Annotated in this window: 17 protein-coding genes; 8 read left to right on the top strand and 9 right to left on the bottom strand. The window is 70.8% G+C overall.

All coding sequences use genetic code 11. The features are described 5' to 3' along the window. Positions 1-193: 193 nt before the first annotated feature. Positions 194-751 (top strand): nuclear transport factor 2 family protein, encoded by a 558-nt coding sequence (locus ACRX5W_RS31025; RefSeq protein WP_436791712.1) that lies wholly within the window; start codon positions 194-196, stop codon positions 749-751. 243 nt (positions 752-994) lie between these two features. After that, entirely contained in the window at positions 995-1,948 is a 954-nt protein-coding gene (locus tag ACRX5W_RS31020) for a cyclase family protein (protein ID WP_436791711.1), read from the top strand. Between the two features lie 43 nt (positions 1,949-1,991). On the opposite strand, the gene ACRX5W_RS31015 is transcribed toward ACRX5W_RS31020, so the two are convergent. The 3 genes from ACRX5W_RS31015 to ACRX5W_RS31005 form a co-directional block, all read right to left on the bottom strand. Then, a complete protein-coding gene (locus ACRX5W_RS31015) occupies positions 1,992-3,431 on the bottom strand; it encodes a GMC oxidoreductase (RefSeq protein WP_436791710.1) in 1,440 nt (479 codons plus the stop codon). Positions 3,432-3,752: 321 nt separating this feature from the next. Next, positions 3,753-4,367 carry an SDR family NAD(P)-dependent oxidoreductase gene (locus tag ACRX5W_RS31010; protein WP_436791716.1) on the bottom strand — a complete coding sequence of 205 codons (615 nt, stop codon included), beginning with the start codon at positions 4,365-4,367 and terminating at the stop codon, positions 3,753-3,755. 95 nt (positions 4,368-4,462) lie between these two features. After that, on the bottom strand, positions 4,463-4,858 hold the full coding sequence (locus tag ACRX5W_RS31005; protein ID WP_436791709.1) for an SDR family NAD(P)-dependent oxidoreductase: 396 nt from the start codon (positions 4,856-4,858) through the stop codon (positions 4,463-4,465). Positions 4,859-4,879: 21 nt separating this feature from the next. Between ACRX5W_RS31005 and ACRX5W_RS31000 the strand changes: the two genes are divergently transcribed. Next, positions 4,880-5,446, top strand: coding sequence for a TetR/AcrR family transcriptional regulator (locus ACRX5W_RS31000; RefSeq protein WP_436791708.1), 567 nt, complete (start codon positions 4,880-4,882; stop codon positions 5,444-5,446). On the opposite strand, the gene ACRX5W_RS30995 is transcribed toward ACRX5W_RS31000, so the two are convergent. Next, on the bottom strand, positions 5,415-5,648 hold the full coding sequence (locus tag ACRX5W_RS30995) for a hypothetical protein (protein WP_436791707.1): 234 nt from the start codon (positions 5,646-5,648) through the stop codon (positions 5,415-5,417). The two genes, ACRX5W_RS31000 and ACRX5W_RS30995, sit on opposite strands and share 32 nt — an antisense overlap. 504 nt (positions 5,649-6,152) lie before the next feature. Next, positions 6,153-7,217, bottom strand: coding sequence for a GlxA family transcriptional regulator (locus ACRX5W_RS30990; protein WP_436791715.1), 1,065 nt, complete (start codon positions 7,215-7,217; stop codon positions 6,153-6,155). A 192-nt stretch (positions 7,218-7,409) separates the two neighbouring features. On the opposite strand from ACRX5W_RS30990, the gene ACRX5W_RS30985 reads away from it, so the two are divergent. After that, the gene (locus ACRX5W_RS30985) at positions 7,410-8,141 is read left to right on the top strand and encodes a DJ-1/PfpI family protein (protein WP_436791706.1); all 732 of its coding nucleotides are present in this window, start codon (positions 7,410-7,412) and stop codon (positions 8,139-8,141) included. 205 nt (positions 8,142-8,346) lie between these two features. Here ACRX5W_RS30985 and ACRX5W_RS30980 read toward each other — a convergent pair whose 3' ends face one another. The 3 genes from ACRX5W_RS30980 to sigK form a co-directional block, all read right to left on the bottom strand. Beyond that, positions 8,347-8,805, bottom strand: coding sequence for an SRPBCC family protein (locus tag ACRX5W_RS30980; protein ID WP_436791705.1), 459 nt, complete (start codon positions 8,803-8,805; stop codon positions 8,347-8,349). 365 nt (positions 8,806-9,170) lie between these two features. Beyond that, on the bottom strand, positions 9,171-9,926 hold the full coding sequence (locus ACRX5W_RS30975; RefSeq protein ID WP_436791704.1) for an anti-sigma factor: 756 nt from the start codon (positions 9,924-9,926) through the stop codon (positions 9,171-9,173). Further along, positions 9,923-10,540 (bottom strand): ECF RNA polymerase sigma factor SigK, encoded by a 618-nt coding sequence (sigK, locus tag ACRX5W_RS30970; RefSeq protein ID WP_436791703.1) that lies wholly within the window; start codon positions 10,538-10,540, stop codon positions 9,923-9,925. Before sigK ends, ACRX5W_RS30975 begins: the two co-directional genes overlap by 4 nt. 274 nt (positions 10,541-10,814) lie before the next feature. Between sigK and ACRX5W_RS30965 the strand changes: the two genes are divergently transcribed. Further along, positions 10,815-11,615, top strand: a complete 801-nt coding sequence (locus tag ACRX5W_RS30965; RefSeq protein WP_436791702.1) for a ferritin-like domain-containing protein — start codon at positions 10,815-10,817, stop codon at positions 11,613-11,615. Next, a complete protein-coding gene (locus ACRX5W_RS30960) occupies positions 11,612-12,424 on the top strand; it encodes a ferritin-like domain-containing protein (RefSeq protein ID WP_436791701.1) in 813 nt (270 codons plus the stop codon). Before ACRX5W_RS30965 ends, ACRX5W_RS30960 begins: the two co-directional genes overlap by 4 nt. A 201-nt stretch (positions 12,425-12,625) precedes the next feature. On the opposite strand, the gene ACRX5W_RS30955 is transcribed toward ACRX5W_RS30960, so the two are convergent. Continuing rightward, the gene (locus ACRX5W_RS30955; protein WP_436791700.1) at positions 12,626-13,471 is read right to left on the bottom strand and encodes an enoyl-CoA hydratase/isomerase family protein; all 846 of its coding nucleotides are present in this window, start codon (positions 13,469-13,471) and stop codon (positions 12,626-12,628) included. A 227-nt stretch (positions 13,472-13,698) separates the two neighbouring features. Here ACRX5W_RS30955 and ACRX5W_RS30950 point away from each other — a divergent pair, with 227 nt between their 5' ends. Together ACRX5W_RS30950 and ACRX5W_RS30945 are read left to right on the top strand one after the other, a co-directional pair. After that, the gene (locus tag ACRX5W_RS30950) at positions 13,699-14,733 is read left to right on the top strand and encodes an alpha/beta hydrolase (RefSeq protein ID WP_436791699.1); all 1,035 of its coding nucleotides are present in this window, start codon (positions 13,699-13,701) and stop codon (positions 14,731-14,733) included. 5 nt (positions 14,734-14,738) lie between these two features. Continuing rightward, positions 14,739-15,986: an acyl-CoA dehydrogenase family protein gene (locus tag ACRX5W_RS30945; RefSeq protein ID WP_436791698.1), complete on the top strand. Its 1,248-nt coding sequence runs from the start codon at positions 14,739-14,741 to the stop codon at positions 15,984-15,986. Positions 15,987-16,121 lie beyond the last annotated feature (135 nt).

Here is a 16,121-nt window from a genome sequence, read left to right as displayed (position 1 = left end):
TCGAACCCACCTCCATCCGCCTCATGCACCGCACCACACTCGCCGGCCAAGAACTCGTCAGCGCCTGAGGCGGCAGCCCACCGCCGAAACCGGAAAACGGTGTCCCGGAGCACATACACGCCCCGTGGACCGCAACTCCCCGACAACCAAGGCCGATTCCGCGCCCACACCCCTGCCAGACGAAGGGACTTTCATGTCCGTCGAGGATGAACTCCAAGAGCTCCGCCGCGAACTGCGTTACGTCAAGGACCGCATGGCGATCCTCGACTGCGTCATGAACCAGTCGCGCGGGCGCGACCGCCACGACCTTGAGATCCTGGCGGGGATCTACCACGACGACGGCATGGACGAGCACGGCCACGCGGTGACGATGGGGCCCGAGTACGGTGAGGACGCCAACAAGGCGCACGCGGCGGTCTTCGCCGACCACCTGCACAACATCACCACCCACACCTGCGAGATCGACGGCGACGAAGCCCACTGCGAGAGCTACGTCATCGGCGCCATGCGCCCCCGCAAGGGCAACAGCGTGCTCCTGCTCGGGGGTCGCTACCTCGACCGCCTCGAACGCCGCGACGGCACGTGGAAGATCGCCCTGCGCCGCTGCACCCTGGAATGGACCATGACCGGCGACACCTCACTCCTCACCTCCGGAGCGTTCGCCGGGTTCATCAAGGGCACCTGGGACAAGAGCGACCCGTCCTACGCACGACCCCTGGGCCTCGACTCGACTCCCGTCGAACGGTGGTGACACGGGCACGCGCGCGTGAGGGGCGGTCGATGCCGCGCATCGAAACTCCCGGTGAACACGCGCGCTTGTGACCGCACCGGCCGTGCCGTGCACACGATGTCAACGGCTGCCGGTGCCACAGCACGCCACGTGTGCCGTACCCGAACTCCGGACTGGCCGACCGTCGGCCCGCTGATCTAGTGTCATGCCAGTTCAGTGGGCCTTCGTGCCTCAAACCGCGTGACCGGAGGAGACGATGCCGGCGTGACCGCAGGGCGACCGATGCCCACGCAGGACGACGTGCTCGGGTACTTCGAGACGCTGTCGAACTGGGGGCGCTGGGGCGATGACGACGAACTCGGCACGCTGAACCACATCACCGACGACGTCCGGCTGGCGGCGGCGCGGGCGGTGCGGCACGGCAGGAGCGTGTCGTGCGCTTGGGAAGTCGCCGTACCGCAAGACGTGGAGCGGTCGACGACGACGTGCCCGTGCGCCGCCGAAATGCCGGGCGCCGAGAACATGCCGGCGGCATTCCACAACGACCGGCGCTGGGGATTTTCGTCCGAGCGGCTCGGCATCACGTTCCACGGCAACACCCTCACCCACATCGACTCGCCGTGCCACATCTTCTGGGACGGCACGATGTACAACGGCCGGTCGCACTCGTTGGTCGACGCCGCGACGGGATCGGCCTGGGCGGCCGTCACGGCGGCGGCGAACGGGATCATCACGCGCGGTGTCCTGCTGGACATCGCCGGGGTCCGCGATGTGCCGTGGTTGGAGCCGGGGCAGGGCGTGTTTCCCGACGACCTGGAGCAGGCCGAGCGTCGCCAGGGTGTGCGGGTGCGACCCGGCGACGCGGTACTCCTGCGGACCGGCTACGGCCGCGCCCGGCACGAGGCCGGTGCGGCCGGCGGTTTCGAGCAGGCCGGCTGGCACGCGTCCTGCCTGCCGTGGCTGCATGAGCGGCAGGTGGCCCTGATCGGCGCCGACACCCCGCAGGACGTTCAGCCGTCGGGATACGAAGACGTGTTGATGCCGGTTCACGCCGTGAGCCTCGTCGCGATGGGCCTGTGGCTGCTCGACAACTGCGACCTGGAGACGTGCGCGACGACGGCTGCCGAGCTCGGCCAATGGGACTTCCACCTCGCGGTCGCGCCGGTCCGCTTCGCCGGTACGTCCGGCAGCCCGGTCAACCCGATCGCCACGTTCTGACGGCGGGACGCCTCCGGAGGCGATCCTGGCTCCCGACTTTGTCTCACAGGTCGTTGGCGATGATGTTCTCGATGTTCCGCTCGGCCAGGGCCGTGATGGTGACGAACGGGTTGACGCTGGTGTTGCCGGGGATCAGCGCGCCGTCCACCACGTACAGGCCCGAATACCCCCGCAGGCGCCCGTAGTTGTCGGTGGCCTTGTCCAACACCGCACCGCCGAGCGGATGGTACGTGAGGTGGTCGCCCCAGATCTTGTACACACCGAACAGATCGGTGCGGTAGATCGTGCCCTCTTTCGCGTTGATCTTGTCGAAGATGGTCTTGGCCATGTCGATCGACGGCTGCTTCCAGGAGGCCTGCCAGTTCAGGTCGACGCGGCCCGCCGAGGCGTTCCAAGAGAACTGCGCGCGGTTCGGGTTCTTGGTGATCGACAGGTAGAAGGACGCGTACGTTTCGATGCCGGTCGGCAGCGGGGCGACTTCCGCGAACGCACCGCCCGCCGCCCAGTTGTCGATCCCCGCCGTCGGCATCGACGACTGGAGGGAACCGGTCGGGTCCCACATGTGGTTGGCCCGGCCGCACATGACATTGCCGTTGTCGCCCCAGCCTTTGCCGACCTCGCTGCCCAGGTTGGGCAGGGCGCCGGTCGCCTTCAGCATGACCAGCAGCTTGGTGGTGCCGACGCTTCCGGCCGCGAAGAAGACGCGGTCGGCGACGACGGTCTTCGTCGCGACGGTGGCGCCGACGGTGTTGATCTGGTCGATCGCCACGGTGTAGCCGCCGCCGGTCGCGGGTCGGACGGAAGTGACTTTGTGCAGCGTGGAGATGGTGACGCGGCCGGTCGCCTTGATGCGGGGGAGGTAGGTCTTCTGGAGGGACTTCTTGCCGTAATTGTTGCCGTAGAGGACTTCGCCCGCCAGCGCCGACTTGGGCACCGCGCCGGCCGCCTCCTGCTTCATGTAGTCCCAGTCGTAGACGTTGGGGACGAACACGAACGGGAACCCGGACCGCTCGGCGTGCTTGCGGCCCACGCGTGCGTACTGGTAACAGGCGGCGTTCTCCCACCAGGTGCGGTCGACTTCCGTGACACCCAGCTCGGCGTTGGCCCGGGGGTAGTAGGTGCCGTACATCTCGGCGGCGTTGACCGAGGGCAGGATCGCGCCGAAGTTCTCCCGGCGCGGGGTGACCGCCATGCCGCCGTTGACCAGGGACCCGCCGCCGAGGCCGCGGCCCTGGTAGACGGTGATGCCGCTGAAGTCCTCCGCGTCGAGGATGCCGGTGTACCGCGAGACGTCCTTGTCTATCGGGAAGCCGAGGAAGTTGCTGAGCGGCTGCTTCGTCCGCGTGCGCAGCCAGTAGGAACGGTTGTCCGGGCTCGTGGTGTTGGCGAAGACCTTGCCGTCCGAGCCGGGGGTGTCCCAGGCCATGCCCATCTCGATCATGTGGACGTTGACGCCCGCCTGCGCGAGTCGGAGCGCGGTCACCGAGCCGCCATAGCCGGTGCCNCTTGCCGTCCGAGCCGGGGGTGTCCCAGGCCATGCCCATCTCGATCATGTGGACGTTGACGCCCGCCTGCGCGAGTCGGAGCGCGGTCACCGAGCCGCCATAGCCGGTGCCGACGACCAGGGCCGGGACGCGCTCGCCATCGGCGATCGCCGCAGCCGCGGGTGCCGCGTGCGCCCGCGGCAGCGGCCCGGTCAGGGCCGCGGCCCCCAGCAGGGCCCCCGCGCCCCGGACGAAACCGCGGCGGGAAACCTGGTTCGAACCTGCCTCGTGCACGACGGTGTCACTCATGCGACGGGTCCTCACTGTGGATGGGAGAGGCCGCAGTGGCCCCTTGCCGGTCTCGGTGCGAAGCGCCTTGCCGATGGGACGTCGTGCGTACGCGCAACCGGAAGATCGATTGCGGCTTCCGGTACGCGGTCGGAACGTAGCAAAAGGAAGGAACCCTTCCCAGTGCGACCGTCATGATTTTTAACCGGAAAACGGTCCGGCCGCCTGAGACCGACTACCGCACCGTCCACCTCGGGATGCCCGACCTCGCACACCTCGGGCAACCGGAAGGCCGGGCTGCCGTTGTCCGTGGCGCCGGGGAGCACGCTGTTGACCGTGATACGCCGCAGGGCGAGGTGCCGGGCGAAGTGCAGCGTGAGCTGGTCGAGCGCGCCCTTGGACATCGCGTAGACGACCTGCGGCGGCATGGCCATGCGCGTGACCGCGGAGGAGATGTTGACGATGCGTCCGCCGTCCGGGATCAGCCCGAGGGCCCGCTGGGCGAGGAGGAAGGGGGCGTTCGCGTTGACCGCGAAGATCTCGTCGATCTGCTCGGCGGACACCTCTTCCGGTGCGTCGCCGGGCGTCGTCGCAGCGGCGTTGTTCACCAGGATGTCCAGGACCGTCTCGCCGGTGTGCTCGCGCAGTCCGGCCTCCAGTTGGTCAAACAGCTGGTCGACGGCGCCGGGCGCGAGCGCGACGTAGATACCGGGAGTCCAGAAGGTCGGGTGGCCGATGGGCGTCAGAGACTGAAGACGAGTTCGGCCTGGTCGCGCTTGGTGGTGTGCAGGTCCCAGTAGACCGGGGAGATCTCCTCGGGCTGGGCGGTCGGGAATCCGGGGACCGCCGGCGTGCCGATCGACACGTTGATGGCGACGTGCGCGGCCTGGACGCCGGTGCCGTCCAGCTCCTTGTGCAGGTTGATCACCCAGTTGCGCAGCGCCGCGGCGGCGGCGTTGACGTTGGCGATCTGCGGCACGGGGTCGACGGAGCCGGCGCCGGTGGTGAACAGCAGGGTGCCCGCGCCGGCCTCACGCATGGCGGGCAGCACCGCGCCGGTGGCGGCGATGGCTCCGAAGAGCTGGAAGTCCATCTCGTGCTGCACGTCGGCCGGTTCGGTCGCGGCCGGGGTGGTCATGACGGTGGACTGAACGCGTCGATGGCCTCGGTCGCACGGGAGGCCGGGGTGGGGATCGCCACCCTCTTCCGCCACTTCCCCCGCAAGGAAAATCTCGTCGCTGCGGTCTTCGCCGACCGCATGAAAGCGTACGCACAGGCCACCACCGAGGCGCTGGCCGACCCCGACCCGTGGCACGGCTTCACCGGCTACATCCACGAAGTCTGCGCGATGCAGGCCGCCGACCGCGGCTTCGCCGACGTCCTGACCATGAGCTTCCCCGGCGTCCCCGAACTGGAGCAGCACCACGCCCGGGCGTACGAGGGCTTCCTCGAACTGATCGGCCGCGCCAAGGACAGCGGGCAACTGCGCGAGGACTTCACCAGCCGGGACCTCGTACTGCTGCTGATGGCCAACGCCGGAGTCCTCAGCGCCACCGGTGACGCCGCCCCGGACGCCTGGCGCCGCCTGGTGGCATGGATGATCCAGTCCTTTCAGGCACCGTCCCGCGGACCGTTGCCGGACCCGCCCGAGGACACCGCGCTGTACGAGGCCATGCGCCGCGCCAGCCAGGACATCACCACCCCCGAGACGGGAAAGCGACGCTGAACCAACGAATGAACAGCAGTTGCCGGGCGGCCTGTTCGCGTACCGGGGACGCAGCCGCAGACGCGGCCTTGTCAGCCGCGTCGCGGGAGGTGAAACAGCCCGCGCTGCGCATCGACGCCTCGTGGGCGCGATCGGCCTCGGCCTCAGCAGTGTTGCTGAGCGCCGGCGCCGCCAACGCCGCCCGGCGGTGGTCCGCAGCCACGCACTCCGCGATCGTTCGGGCGAGTAGCGCCAGCGTCCCGTCCGGGGCCCCGTGTGCTGCGGCATCGGGCCAGCTCCCGATTCAGGTCGGCGCGCAAACGCGCTTCGACCTACGAGGCCACGCGCTGCGGTCGCAAGTTTCGGCGCAGCCGGGTGCGGTTAGCTGCGCGGCTTCGCAGATGGCTGCGTCGGCGGCACGGCGATTCGCGCACGCCTCACGCAGACCGGCGGATCGCGGCGTCCCGCAGTCCGCACGGCAGCACCGAGCGGACCCGTTCGGCCTCAACTTCGGCTGCGACGCGACGACGCACCGCCCGCCGGTCGGCGATGACGTAACTGCAGGTCTCGCACACACCGCCGGTATCCACACATGCGGCCCCGTGCCGGACGAAGCGCCCAGTGGCCTATGCGCCTCCGCCACCGCCGGCAGTACCAGCCTGGACCGGTGCGCCAACCCCGACGCCGGCCGCCGTGGGACGAGGCGTCAACACACGAACGATCTGCGTCAATGCGCCGGCTGCACGGCCGCGTCGGCTTCCCGGTGCCCGGCGCCGGAGCCTTCCTGGATCGTGTCACCGGCCGTCGTCATCCGGTGCGGCCCGGACCCGTGCCTTGTGCGGTCCCCAACGCCGCGGTGCAGGTGGCGGTACATCGAAGGCGGCGTTCCGTAGTGGGCCAGGAAGGCCTGGCGCAGGGTCTCCGTCGAGCCGAATCCGCAGCGGCGGGCGACGGCGTTGAGCGGCAGCGCCGTGGATGCCAGCAAGTGCGCGGCGCTTTCGGTTCGTACCGCCCGCACGTACCGCGCCGGGGTGGTGCCGAGTTGGCCCTCGAACAGCCGCGTGAGGTGCCGGGTGCTCACCCCGGCGGCCCGGGCCAGGGCCGGCGGCGACAGGTCGTCCGCCGGGTTCTCCGCGATGTGCACCGTGATCCGGCGCACCAGCGGGTGTTCGGGCGGCGGCCCGGACACGAACATGCTCACCTGGGCCTGGTTCCCGGGCCGTTGGAGGTAGGTCACCAGCGCACGGGCCACTCCGCGTGCCACAGCGGCACCGTGGTCCTCCTCGACGAACGCCAGCGTGAGGTCCAGGGCGCTGGTGACGCCCGCGGAGGTGTACACGTCGCCGTCCTTGACGAACAGCGGCGCCGGGTCCACCGCCACCGCCGGATACCTTCGCGCCAACCGCGCCGCGAACGCCCAGTGCGTCGTGGCCCGGCGTCCGTCGAGGAGGCCCGAGGCGGCCAACACGGTCGCCCCCGTGCACACCGACGCCACCCGGCGGCAGGACGGGGCCAACCGCCTTATCTGCCGGACCAGATGCAGGTCGGCGGCCGCCTCCTCGTGACCGTGCCCGCCGACGACGACCAGCGTGTCGACGCGACCGGTCACGGCTTCCAGGACACCGTGCGCGGCCAGCGCGAACCCTGCCGTGGCGCGGACCGGGCGGCCGTGGGACGACGCCAGCTCCACGCTGTACGGGCGTGCGATCCCGAGCAGGTTCGCCGTCGCGAACGTCTCCGCGACGCACGCGATGTCGAGCAGCGATGCGTCCGCGTACCCGACCACCACCACACGCCGGTCCGCGGTCGGCGCGGAGCCGTTCACCGCCGCCGACGTGCCGTTCGCGTACGCGCCGCCGCCCGGAACCGTTTCGGTCGCCATCCGCCGACCGTACCGACAGTGCGGCCGGGTCCGGCAGACAGGCATCGCAGGATCCCGGACACGCCGCCGGTGCGGCGCGCCCGCACACGGCATCGTGGCGGCATGACCAACACCGACTCGCACCCGGCCGCAGACGAACGCCCGCGCACCATCGCCTTCGTGGCGTACCCGGGCCTGACGCTGCTCGACCTGGCCGGCCCTCTCCAGACGTGTTCGGGCCTGCCGCACTCCGGACTCCCTTTCGAGGTCGTCACGGTCGCCGCCGCCAAGGACATCCCGCTGGACACCGACACACCGCTGGCGGTCACGGCGAACCGCACCTTCGCCGAGGTCCCCGCGCCTGACGTGCTCGTCGTCCCGGGCGGCGGTGAGCCCACCCTGGCGGCTTTGGCCGACGCCGAACTCATCGGCTACATCCGCACGGCCGCCGAAACCGCGACGACCGTCGCCTCCGTCTGCACCGGCGCGCTCCTGCTCGGCGAGGCGGGCCTGCTCGACGGCCGCAAGGCGACCACCCACTGGATCTACCGCGACCTGCTGACGAGCTTCGGTGCGACCCCGGTCGCCGAACGCTGGGTCGAGGACGGCCCCGTCCTCACCGCGGCGGGCGTAGCGGCGGGCATCGACATGGCCCTGCACCTGCTGGCCCGCCTCGTCGGCCCCGAATTCGCCCGCTCCACGCAACTGTTCCTCGAATACGACCCGCGGCCCCCGCACGGGCCCATCGATTGGGACCGGGTCGACACGCCCGCCTACGCCGGCGTCCCCGAGAGGCAAATCGGCAACGCCCTCGCCGACCACCCGGAACTCGCGGCCAAACTCTTGGGCAGGTGAAGCAGCCGAGTCACGTGTCCGGGCGGGCCCACGCGCGGCGGATCAGCCGGGCGTGTGGCGGCGCATCGGCCGCGAACCTGCTCCGAGCCCCGGGCGATTCGCCGTCATGCCGGGCGGCACCCCCGCCCCACCGCGTGGGTGCCGCCCGGTTCCGAGAGAGGCAGTGTGCGTTGCAACGCCTCGGCTCGTCATCCCGACGCGACGGTCAGGAGGCGAGGTGGTTTTCGAGCAGGTTCCAACTGGAGTCGAAGCCCATGTGCGCCATTTCTCCGCGCATCTGCTCGGGCACGTCGGTCTGACGCAGCGTCAGGCGCGTCCGGCCCCCGCCGAGGTCGGTGAGGGTGATCTCCTGCTTCATCGGTTCGCCGGGCACGTGGAACGCCAGCTTCTCCGGAGCCGCGACCTCCAGGTACACCCCGTTAATGGGGATCTCCATCCCCATCCCCACCATGGTCAGTTCGCAGCGTCCACCCACGTGCGGTTCCAGGACGACGCTCTCCCGGGGCACCGAGAAACCCTCCGGCGCGAAGAACTTCACGATCTGGTCGGGGTCCGTGTACGCGGCGAACACGCGCCCGCGCGGGGCGTCGAACTCGCGGACGAAGGTCACCTCGCCGTCTCCGTTGTCGATCATGACGGTCGCCAGGGTGGTCTTCTCGGTCATCGCGTTCTCCTCGGTGCCGGTGTTGCCGTTGCTGTCGAAGGGGTAGACCGGCGACCGCCCCGCAACTCATCGGCGCACGAGCAGAAATTTCAAAAATGATTCGCAGGGCCGCGTCGACAGCAAGCGAACGACGCACACCCGAGGTCTGCCGCAGTCCTGACGCCCCGGACTGCACCCGGGGTGTCAGGACTGCCGGGCGGGAACCTTGCGGACGGCCCAGACCGTCCGGGGGCTTTGGTCGTCGGCCGTTGCCCGCTCGGTCAGAGCTCGCTGCGGGTGCTGGTCGGCGGGCAGTTGACGTCCTCCACTGCCTGAACAGGGAGGAGATCCCTGGCTCAGGCTGCCTCTCGGGGCGGCTTCGGTCGTCATGCGGGCTGCGGCGGTGGACCGGCGGCGATGGTCAGCAGGCCGAGTGGCGGCGTGGTGGGTTGGGCTGAGCCTCCCGCCGGTTCGACCGTGACGCCGACCGCGTCGGCGTGGTCGAGGGGACCGTCGAGGAGGACGGCGGCGGATGTGCCGGTGTCCGGGAGGAATCCGGCGGGGACCATGCGGCCGTCGCGGGCGAACCAGAGTTGGTGGACCGTGCCCGGTGCCGGAGGTGCCATGCCGGTGGCGAGCAGCACCGCCCGGTCGCGTTGGGCGGACACCACGACCGTGGCGGTCGCTCCGCCGGCCATCGGGCCGGTGACGGCTCGGGCGTCGGGTGCGGTCAACACCTTGGCGAGTTCCGCCTGTTGCCGGGATGCCTGGGTGCGTGTGCGGGCGTCTTCCGCGCGGTCGTACTGCCACCAGGCCACACCGCCCAGCACTGCGGAAAGGGCAGCGCACGCCGCGAGGGCGAGGCTCGGCAGGCGTCGCATCGGGCGCTTCCCCCGGCGCATCGCGGTGGGAAGCGCCGGCTCCTGGCGCGTTGTTCGGATGGCCCGCATCACGCGGTCCCTGAGCTCCGGCGGCGGCACGGCGTGCAACGCGAGGCCCAGCCGCGCGGCCGTCTCCGTCAGTTCGGCGGCTTCCTCGGTGCAGGTGTCGCAGCGGGCCAAGTGGCTTTCGAACGCGGCGTGTTCGTCCGGAGGGAGGGCGTGCAGGGCGTACGCGCCGGTATTCAGGTGGATGTTGCTCATGCCGACACTCCCAGGCAGTCGCGCAGCCGGATCAGGCCGTCGCGCAGGCGGGTCTTCACGGTGCCCAAGGGGAGTTTCAGCCGCTCGGAGACCTCCCGGTACGTCAGGCCGCCGTAGTACGCCAGCGTCACCGACTCGCGCTGCACGGGTGTGAGCGTGCCGAGGCAGCGACGCACCTGGCGTTGTTCGAGGCGCACCTCGACCTGCTCGGCGACGGTGTCGTACGCGACGGTCCCCTCCCTCGCCGCCGCCGCGCGCTCACGGTCGCGACTGGCCTCGGAGGCACGGACCCGGTCCACCGCCCTGCGGTGCGCCATGGTCAGGGCCCACGTCACCGCGCTGCCGCGCCGCGCGTCGAAACGGCTTGCGGTGCGCCACAGTTCGAGCATCACCTCTTGGACGACCTCCTCGGAGTGCGCGGGGTCGCGGACCACCTTGCGCACGGTGGCGAGGACCGGTCCGGCGAGGGCGTCGTACAGTTCGCCGAACGCGGCCTCGTCGCCTTTGGCCACCCGGCACAGCAGTGCGTCGACAGCGTTCTCCCCCGCCGAGCGCGCCGGGTCGTCCCGACGCTGCGAACCGGCGGCACCCCGGCCGATGCCCGTCACACGCATCCGGCACCCCACCCCCGGTTGCGGCGTCCGAAGTTCTGTTCGCGCGGCGCTCCCTGGGAGGGGCCGGTGGTCCGGACGGCGCGATGCATACAGATCATGTCCCGTGTTCGGAGCGAAACCGCCTTCGGATTGGTCGTGCTCGCAAATTCTGCCGCGGGTGCACTCTTCCGGGTGATTACCCGAGAACTTCCGCACAGGCACCAATCCGCGCGGCGTCCTGGGGCGAACCCCCTCCACACAGCCCGCATCCGGCGGGCGGAGGGAAGGAGCCGTGGTGGAAGACCCCATCGACACCCGGCTGTTGGCGGAACTCACCGAGCAGTCCGAGGACCTCCACAGCGACGCATCGCGCATCACCCGCGCCTCGCTCGACGAATACGGCCAGGCCACAGAAACGCAACACCGCAAACCGCCGCCGCGGACGCGACGATGGTGGCGCCCGGGCCTGTTGGGCGGTGCCGCCGCGGGCGCCGTCCTCCTCGGGGCCGGCCGAGCCGGCGCCGCGAACGCCGACGACATCAAGGCGCTGCAGACCGCCGCGTCCCTGGAAAACCTCGCGGTGAACGTGTACACGACCGCTGCGGGACTCCCCTTCGTCAGGGACGGCAACAAGGTCGTGGCGGCGTTCATCGAGAAGACCACCGTCCAACACCGGGCCCACGCCCAGGCGTTCAACAGCGCCGCGGTCGAGGCCGGCGGCCGGGAGCAGACCGGACCGGACCCGAAGTACGCGGCGATCGTGCAGCAAACGCTGCCGACCATCAAGACACCGGCCGACGTGGTCAAACTCGCGATCACGCTGGAGGACGTCGCCGCGCAGACCTACACCAAGAACGTCGCGCAGGTCTCCGACCCGGCTCTGCGGCGGCTGTTCGCCTCGGTCGCGCCGGTCGAGGCGCAACACAAGGCCGTGCTCCTCGCCGTGCAGGCGCTGCTGGCCGGGAACGCCCCCGACCTGATCGCTCTGCCCCCGGACGCGGCCAGGCTTCCGGCCGCCGCCGGATCCGTCGGCTTCCCGGACGCCTTCCAGTCCACCAAGGACGCCTCACCCATCGATGAAGGAGCCGTGAAGTGACCGGCGAACACAGGCAGTTCGAGGGCACCGAGGCCGAACTGCGGGCGCTCACCGACCAGGTCGACGAAGCCCATCGCGTCACGTTGCCCCAGGCGTACGCCTCCGCCTCAGCGCTGGGTGAGCAACTGCGCGTTGACGGCCGGGAACGCGATGCCCTGCCGTCCGCCGGCCTGGACCGGAGGCGGTTTCTGCGCGGCGCGGGCGCGGTCGGGCTGTCGTTGTTCGCGCTTGCCGCGTGCAGCAACGACGACACCGCGCCGGCGGGGAACTCCTCGGCTCCGGCGTCCCCGGTCGGCCCGGGCACGTACACCGGTGACCTGCTGGTCGTCGCGCTGGCGGCGGCCCTGGAAAACCAGGCCGTCGGGGCCTACCAGGCAGCCGTCCAAGCCGCAGGAGCCGGAAAGCTCGGCGCCGTCCCGCCCGCGGTCGCCGAATTCGCGACCACGGCGATGGCCCAGCACGCCGATCACGCCAGAGTGTGGAACAACGTCCTCGTCCAAGCCGGCAAGCCGCCCGTCACCGGGGTCCCACTGAAGAGCCAGAGGGCCGTCGCCGACGCGCTCGGCAAGGTGACCGACGTTCCCGGTGTCGCCAGGCTCGCTCTGCAACTGGAGGACCAGGCCGCCCAGACCTATCTGTTCGCCACGTACAACGTCGCCACGCCCGCAGGCATCGAGACTGCGGCGAGCATCGCCCCTGTCGAGGCGATGCATGCGGCGATCCTGCACTACCTCCTCGGCGAATACCCCGTACCCGACGACTTTCTCCCCGTCGACAAGGCCGCCCGACCCGACGACCTGACGTTCTGAGCCACCGCCCCTGACAGCCGGGCGCACATGCCGCCGGGCGGGTGGAGGAGGACCACCCGCCCGGCATCGCGCCCGCAGGGACTCGGCGACGATCCGGGCACCGAGAGGCCGTTCGTCGCAACCCAGCGCTGAGCCCGGCCGACGGCTCCACCACGTTCGGGAGTCGCCTGCATGGTGTGTTCGCCGGTGCCGGGCCCGGGGTCAGTCCCCGGTGGCCGCCGGGAGGACGGCGTCGATGGCGGCCGCATAGCGTTCCGGGTCGGCCTCGACGTCGCGCCTCTGGCCGCCGGCCGCGAGGAAGGCGGTCATCGGCGCGGTGTGGCCTCCGGCGGCCATGAGGGCGTCCACGGCGCGGGTCTCCGCGAGCAGCGCGGCGCCCGGGTCCGTGACTGCGACGTCGACGACCTGTTTGATCGCGGTGGCCGAGGCGGCCGGCATCGCGGCGATGCGGCGGGCCACGGACCGGACGCGCGTGGGGAGTTCGGCCTCCTCCACGATCTCCTGGAGCCAGCCGAGGGCGAGTGCCTCGTCGGCGTGGATGTCGCGGGCGGTGAGCAGGATCTCCAGGGCGCGGGCGCGACCGAACAGTCCGGGGAGGCGGGCGGTGGTCCCCGAGCCGGGGAGGATGCCCATCACGACCTCGGGCCAGCCGACCACGGTACGCCGAGTGCCATAGCGAAGGTCGAGGGCGGTCAGGAATTCCGCACCGCCGCCGCGTGCGGCCCCGTCGACGGCGCCGATGCTGACGTACCGGGCACGGCGCAGCCGGTCGAGGGTCGCGGCGGCGATGTTGGGATGGTCCGGCACCGGTCGCTCTGCGGGAGGTATGCGGACCAGCATCTCGACGTCACCGTGCATAAGGAAGAAGTCGGGGTCGGCGCTTTCCCAGACCACGACCCGCACATCGGGGTCCGAGTCGAGGCGGTCCAGGAGTGACAGCAGCGCGCCGAAGAACGCCCCGTCCACAAGTTGCAGCGGGGGATTGTCGATGGTCACGACGACCACGCCCGGATCGTCGGAGACGGTCCTGAGCACCTGAGTATTCATGGGCCGGAAGTATGACCCACCGTCAGGGTTCCTGTGGGCGACGGGCTTTCCCAGCGGTCTGCGAGCCAGGCGCGTGCGGTGGCGCCGCCCGTTCCCGGCGCGGACGAGGCTTGACGGCCCCGCCAAGCCATGTAAACAATTGTTTAAACACGGCGCAACCCGCCGTCCGTCGGCTCCTGAACACAGGACCACGGGCCCTGCTGCCGACCATGAGAGGGCTGTAGCCGATGGCGGCTGACGAGTTGCACCCGAGCCTGCGCGTTCCGGCCCGGGAGGTCCCCGTACCCGCGACGGTGAGTGCGGAGGCGCAGGCGTTTTTGGCGGCGGGTGTCGTGCACCCCTTCGCCCAGTGGCCGGCACCGGACGACCACGACGCCTGGGCGTCGCTGGTGGCCGAGCAGGAGAAAATGACGGCGACGGCCGAAGCGCGCGATTACCTCGGGGCACTGATGGCCGGAGGAACCGACCCAAGCGTCCGCGTCGACACCGAGACCGTCGACATGGACGGCGTGCGCGTCTTCGTCGCCACCCCCGAGGGCACGGCACCCGACGACCGCCGGGTCTACCTCGCCATCCACGGCGGCAACTTCACCATGGGCGGCGGCGACATCTGCCGGGCCAACGCCGCAGCGACCGCGGCGTCCCTGCGCACCCGCGTGTGGGGCATCGACTACCGCATGCCACCGCGGCACCCCCACCCGGCGCCCCTCGACGACTGCGTCACCGTCTACCGCTCCGCGCTGCGCGACCGGGCCCCGCAGGAGATCGCCATCGGCGGGACCTCCGCCGGGGGAAACCTGACCGCCACCTCGATACTCCGCGCACGCGACGAAGGGCTGCCGCTGCCCGCCGCCGCGGTCCTGTGCACCCCGGCGACCGACCTCACCGCGGCGAGCGACACCCTCCGCACCAACAGCGGGGTCGACACCACACTCACCGGCGACCTGCTGCCGCTCTACCGCTTCTACGCCGGCTCCCACGACCCGCGAGACCCCTACCTGTCACCGGTCTACGGCGACTTCACCCGGGGCTTCCCGCCCACCGCCCTGTTCAGCGGCACCCGCGACGTGCTCCTGTCCGACACCGTGCGCCTGCACCGGGCCCTGCGCGGCGCCGGAGTGACAGCCGAACTCCACGTGTTCGAGGCGGCGCCGCACGCCATGTTCTTCGGCACGGCACCGGAAGACAGGGAACGCTCCCGCGAGATTCGCCACTTCCTCGACCGGCACCGGACCGGACCGCGACCGGATCCGAGAGGCTGAAGCCCGTGAACAACCCCGCCGCCGAAAGCGTCGCGTCGTTCCGGGCCCGCGCGCGTGCCTGGCTTCCCGACAACATGCCGCGCCTCGACCCCGCCGCCCCGCCGTCCAGCCGCCCCGGGAGCGACGGTGAAGTCTGGTTGCGGGCGCGCGAGTTGCAGCAAAAGCTGTACGCCGGCGGCTTCGCCGGAATCTGCTTCCCGAGGGAGTACGGCGGCCTCGGCCTCTCACGCACCCACCAGGACGCGTTCACCGAGGAAGCCGCCGGCTACGAGATGCCCGTACTGCTGAACATCCCCACGTTCAGCATCTGCTGCGCCACCCTGCTCGACGTCGGATCCGAGGAACAGAAACGCCGGCACATCGGTGCCGCGATCCGCGGCGAGGAGGTACTCGCGCAATTCCTCTCCGAGCCAAGCGGCGGCTCGGACCTGGCCGGGCTCCTCACCCGCGCCGAACAGGACGGCGACACTTGGGTGATCAACGGCGCCAAGACGTGGAGCACCTGGGCGTACGCCGCCGACTACGGGCTCTGCCTCGCCCGCACCGACAGCGGCAAGCCCAAGCACCGCGGGCTCACGATGTTCCTGGTTCCCACCCGGGCGCCCGGGTTGACGATCAACCGCGTCCGTCTGGTCGACGGATCCACCGAGTTCTGCGAGGAGTTCTTCGACGGCGTGCGCGTGGACGCATCGGCCGTCGTCGGGGAAGTCGACGGCGGCTGGGCCGTGGCGACGCGGCAACTGTTCCACGAGCGCAGCGCGGTCGGGGGCGGCTCGCCGTACGTCAGCGGCCGGGGCGCGACACCGAGCCGGCCCAAGGCGGACCCCATCGCCCTCGCGCAGGCGACGGGCCGCGCGGCCGAACCCGAAATCCGGACGCTGCTCGGCGAGATGCTCGCCCTGACAACCGTGAGCCGGCAGATGGGCTCGCGGATCTCCGCAGCCATCGCGGGCGGGCAACTGCCGTCCCACGCCGCGTCGATGCTCCGGCTCCTCCACGCCGAACGCGCCCAAACCGAGGACGACCTCGCACTCCGCATCGCCGGCGCCACGGCCGGCATCGGTCCGGGACCGGAGCCGGGCCGCACCGGAATGGTCGGCATCTCCTACCTCGGACGCCAGGCCGCGAGCCTCGGCGGCGGCAGCACCGAGATGTCACGCAACCTCATCAGCGAACGCATGCTCGGCATGCCGCGCGAACTCGCCCCCGACCGGGACGTCCCCTTCAACCAGGTCAAACAGCGGCACCGCTGACCGCCGCACGGAGTCACCCGCGCATACACCCACCGTGTCCGGCGAGGGAACGACTCCGCACAGCGGCCACGTCCGTCAGCCTCCAGGACGCGCCACACATTCGGTCCTGTCACAACCGTTTCTTGTGCGCGTACA

Origin of the sequence: Yinghuangia sp. YIM S10712, assembly GCF_051388935.1 — a bacterium.
In the GTDB taxonomy this organism is placed as follows: domain Bacteria; phylum Actinomycetota; class Actinomycetes; order Streptomycetales; family Streptomycetaceae; genus Yinghuangia.
This window is presented reverse-complemented; position numbering and strand designations above follow the sequence as displayed.